This is a genomic window from Pseudomonas emilianonis, assembly GCF_023072625.1.
Classification (GTDB): Bacteria; Pseudomonadota; Gammaproteobacteria; order Pseudomonadales; family Pseudomonadaceae; genus Aquipseudomonas; species Aquipseudomonas paraveronii.
Window position 1 is genome coordinate 1 of record NZ_JAKNRV010000485.1, and the last position, 3,290, is coordinate 3,290.

4 protein-coding genes are annotated in these 3,290 nt (G+C 63.0%); all 4 read left to right on the forward strand.

The genetic code is table 11. From position 1 onward, the window contains the following. Positions 1 to 1,557: DNA internalization-related competence protein ComEC/Rec2 (locus L9Z73_RS28045; RefSeq protein ID WP_247407983.1), on the forward strand; the 1,557-nt coding region annotated here is incomplete at its 5' end. A gap of 109 nt (positions 1,558 to 1,666) precedes the next feature. Continuing rightward, positions 1,667 to 2,302, forward strand: coding sequence for a MotA/TolQ/ExbB proton channel family protein (locus tag L9Z73_RS28050; RefSeq protein WP_247407985.1), 636 nt, complete (start codon positions 1,667 to 1,669; stop codon positions 2,300 to 2,302). Beyond that, positions 2,299 to 2,727, forward strand: coding sequence for an ExbD/TolR family protein (locus L9Z73_RS28055; RefSeq protein ID WP_024076131.1), 429 nt, complete (start codon positions 2,299 to 2,301; stop codon positions 2,725 to 2,727). Before L9Z73_RS28050 ends, L9Z73_RS28055 begins: the two co-directional genes overlap by 4 nt. Continuing rightward, a partial coding sequence (gene lpxK / locus L9Z73_RS28060; protein ID WP_247407997.1) for a tetraacyldisaccharide 4'-kinase occupies positions 2,727 to 3,290 on the forward strand: 564 nt, incomplete at its 3' end. The genes L9Z73_RS28055 and lpxK, both read left to right, overlap by 1 nt.

Sequence of the window (3,290 nt, forward strand, 5' to 3'; positions counted from 1 at the left end):
CTCGGCGGCGGCTGGGAGATTTGCCTGGCGTGTCATTACCGGGTCGCGCTGGACGACCAGTCGGTACAGCTCGGTCTGCCGGAAGTCACCCTGGGCCTGTTGCCGGGCGGCGGTGGCCTGGCGTTTACCGCAGCGCTGGGGTACGGCCTGCTGGCGGGATTCGGCGTGCCAGTGCAGCGCGCCTGTGTGATGGTGGGGCTGGTGTTGCTGTGGCGTTTGCGTTTCCGTCATTTGGGCATCTGGTGGCCACTGTTGCTGGCGTTTAATGGCGTGCTGATCCTTGAACCCTTGGCCAGCTTGCAGCCGGGGTTCTGGTTATCCTTTGCGGCGGTGGCGGTGCTGGCGCTGACTTTCGGCGGGCGATTGGGGCGGTGGAGCGTCTGGCAGGCATGGACCCGTCCGCAATGGTTGATTGCCATCGGTCTTTTTCCGGTGTTGCTGGTGCTCGGTTTGCCCATCAGTCTCAGCGCGCCGCTGGCCAATCTATTTGCGGTGCCGTGGATCAGCCTGGTGGTGTTGCCCCTGGCCTTACTTGGGACTGCACTGCTGGCGCTGCCGTTCGTGGGCGAGGGCTTGTTGTGGCTGGCGGGTGGGGCGCTGGGCGGCCTGTTCAACGCCCTGGCGCTACTGGCGGCGCAATTACCTGCGTGGATACCGGCCGAAGTGCCCGTGGGGTATTGGCTGGTAAGCCTGGTCGGTGCGGTGTTGCTGCTGCTGCCCAAGGGCGTGCCGTTTCGGCTGCTGGGCTGGCCGATGCTGTTGTTGGCAGTGTTCCCGCCGCGCGAGCCGGTGCCCCACGGGCAGGTGGACGTGTTGCAGTTGGATGTCGGGCAAGGGCAGGCATTGATCCTGCGCACCCGCCATCACACCTTGCTCTACGATGCCGGCCCGCGCTCCGGGGCGGTCGATCTCGGCGCGCGGGTGGTGTTGCCGTCGCTGAAGAAGCTCGGGATAGACGCTTTGGATATGATGTTATTGAGCCATGCCGATGCCGATCATGCTGGCGGTGCGGCCGCTGTCGCCAGCGGGCTGCCGATCAAACGGGTCGTCGGTGGCGAAACCGAAGGGTTGCCGGCGCTTCTTCAGACTCAGCCTTGTATCAGCGGTGAGCAGTGGGTGTGGGATGGTGTGTCATTTGAACTTTGGCAATGGCCCGACGCTATTAGCAGCAACCCGAAGTCCTGTGTATTGCAGGTGCAGGCCAATGGCGAACGCCTGCTGCTCACTGGCGATATCGATCGCGCCGCAGAGAAGGTGTTTCTGGCCTCGGCCCTGGCGGTGCCGACCGATTGGCTGCAAGCACCTCACCACGGTAGCCGCAGCTCTTCATCCGGGGCCTTTCTGCAGCGGCTGGCGCCGAAGTCGGTGCTGATTTCCCGAGGGCGTGGCAATGCGTTCGGTCATCCTCATCCGCAGGTGGTGGAGCGCTATCAAGCATTGGGTAGTCAGGTGTATGACAGCGCCGAACAGGGCGCGGTGCGTTTGCGATTAGGGACCTTCGCGCCACCGATTGTTGCGCGCAGTCAACGCCGCTTCTGGCGAGAAGCGTTACCGTAACCGGGCGTTACCAATGACCGAAGCCTGCGATAGGCGGGTCGTGGGTCGACGAGCCCCGCTGCCTGACCTATATGGTAAAGTGGCGCACTTTTTCGAGGGGACATTCACTGTGTGGGAATTGGTCAAATCCGGCGGCTGGATGATGTTGCCGATCATCTTGAGCTCCATCGCCGCACTCGGCATCGTTGCCGAACGCCTGTGGACCCTGCGCGCCAGTCGCGTCACGCCCGAGCATCTGCTGGGACAGGTCTGGGGCTGGATCAAGAACAAACAGCTCGACAAGCAGAAACTCAAGGAGCTGCGCGCCAACTCGCCCCTGGGTGAAATCCTCGCGGCCGGGTTGGCCAACTCCAAGCATGGTCGCGAGATCATGAAAGAGTGCATTGAAGAGGCCGCAGCGCGGGTTATCCATGAGCTGGAGCGCTATATCAATGCTCTCGGCACCATCGCCGCCATGGCACCGCTGCTCGGTCTGCTGGGCACAGTCCTGGGCATGATCGATATTTTCAGCTCGTTCATGGGCTCGGGCATGACCACCAACGCGGCGGTGCTGGCCGGTGGTATCTCGAAGGCCTTGATCACCACGGCGGCGGGCCTGATGGTCGGTATTCCCTCGGTGTTCTTCCACCGTTTCCTGCAACGCCGGATCGATGAGCTGGTGGTCGGCATGGAGCAGGAAGCCATCAAGCTGGTGGAAGTGGTGCAGGGCGATCGTGACGTGGATCTGGTCGGGGGCAAAGCGTGAAATTTCGCCGCAAGCAACGGGAAAATGTTGATATCAACCTCGCGTCGCTGATCGACGTGGTGTTTATCCTGCTGCTGTTTTTTGTCGTGACCACCACCTTTACACGGCAGACCGAGCTGCGGGTCGATTTGCCGGAAGCGGTCAGCGGCTCGCCGGCCGAGGACCAGGAGGTCAAGCAACTGGATATCGCCATCAGTGCCGACGGCGTGTTTTCGGTGAATAACCAGTTGCTCGAGAAGAACGACCTCAACAGTCTGATGGAGGCCCTGCAGAAAGAGTCCGGTGGCGATACCAAGATGCCGCTGTCCATCAGTGCCGATGGCAAGACCCAGCACCAGGCGGTGATTACCGCGATGGACGCTGCCGGCAAGCTGGGGTTCAGCCACTTGCGCATGAGCACCGTCGAGGCGGCGAGCCAACCCTGATGGCCATGTCCGATCGTTTGCTCAAGGCCTGGTACGAGGGCCATCCGGCGCTGACGTTGTTGCGGCCGCTGGAGTCGTTGTATCGCGCGGTGGTGCAGCGCAAGCGCGCGCGCTTCCTGGCGGGCGAGGGCGAGATCTACCAATCGCCGGTGCCGGTGGTGGTGGTCGGTAATATCACCGTGGGTGGGACTGGCAAGACACCCTTGATCCTGTGGTTGATTGAGCACTGCCAACGTAGCGGTTTGCGCGTGGGCGTGGTCAGTCGTGGGTATGGCGCCAAGCCACCGCAGTTGCCGTGGCGGGTCGAGGCCGGCCACAGCGCCGAAGTGGCTGGCGATGAACCCTTGCTGATCGTGCAGCGCTGCGGCGTCCCCTTGATGATCGACCCTGACCGCAGTCGCGCGGTGAAGACGCTGCTGGCCAGCGAAACCCTGGACCTGATCCTCTCCGACGACGGCCTGCAGCATTACCGCCTGGCTCGCGACCTTGAACTGGTGCTGATCGACGCCGCCAGGGGCCTGGGCAATCGCCGCTGCCTGCGGTCAGGGTCGATCATCAAGGGG